The 811-nt window shown below is 67.6% G+C and carries 1 protein-coding gene; it reads left to right on the plus strand.

Annotation, left to right across the window (positions count from 1 at the left end; genetic code table 11):
• Positions 1–811 (plus strand): MFS transporter (locus AX735_RS15595; protein WP_202189595.1); only part of this gene is annotated, 811 nt, incomplete at both ends.

Below are 811 nucleotides of genomic sequence, written 5' to 3' on the forward strand. Positions count from 1 at the left end.
GTTCCTGTTCTTCCCGCCGGTGCAGGTGAGCGCGGCCTATCTCGCGATCGTGCTGTTCTTCTTCTATCTCGGCTGGACGGCGGTGCAGATCCCGTTTCTGGCCTGGTCGGGCGAGGTATCGGGCCGCTATCACGAGCGCACCCGTGTCGCGACCTTCCAGACGGTGGTGACCGCGAGCGCTTTGCTGCTCACGCTGATCCTGCCGACCCTGGCCGACCAGCTGCGTCCCGGCGATGGCGGGCTCAAGCTCGCGCTGATGGGCGGGCTGGTCGCCGTCACCATCCTGCCGGCGCTGGTGCTGACGCTGACTGCCTTCAAGGAGCCGCCGGCGCCCGCCAGCATCGCCCCGCGCGAGCCGCTGGGCCGGGTGGTGCGCGCCGTGCTCGGCGACCGGCTGCTGCTGCGCGTGCTGGGCTCCGACTTTGCAGTCACGCTGGGCCAGAACATCCGCGCCGCGCTGATCGTCTTCTACGTCACCTTCTACATGGGCAGGCCCGAATGGGCGGCGGGGCTGTTCCTGTTCCAGTTCGTCTTCGGCGTGCTGGCAGGCCCGATCTGGCTGAAGATCGGCTATCGGCTGGGCAAGCATCGCACGGCGGTGGCAGGCGAACTGGTGCAGGTCGCGATCAACCTCGGCCTGGTGCTGGTGGCACCAGACAACATGACGCTGCTGCTGGGGCTCACGCTGGCGCAAGGTCTGGCGCAGGGATCGGGCAATCTGATGCTCCGCGCCATTGTCGCTGATGTCGCCGACAAGCACCGGCTGGAGACCGGCAACGACCGTGCGGGCCTGTATTATTCGGTGTTCAGC

The organism is Blastomonas sp. CCH1-A6, assembly GCF_001556365.1.
Lineage (GTDB): Bacteria > Pseudomonadota > Alphaproteobacteria > Sphingomonadales > Sphingomonadaceae > Blastomonas > Blastomonas ursincola.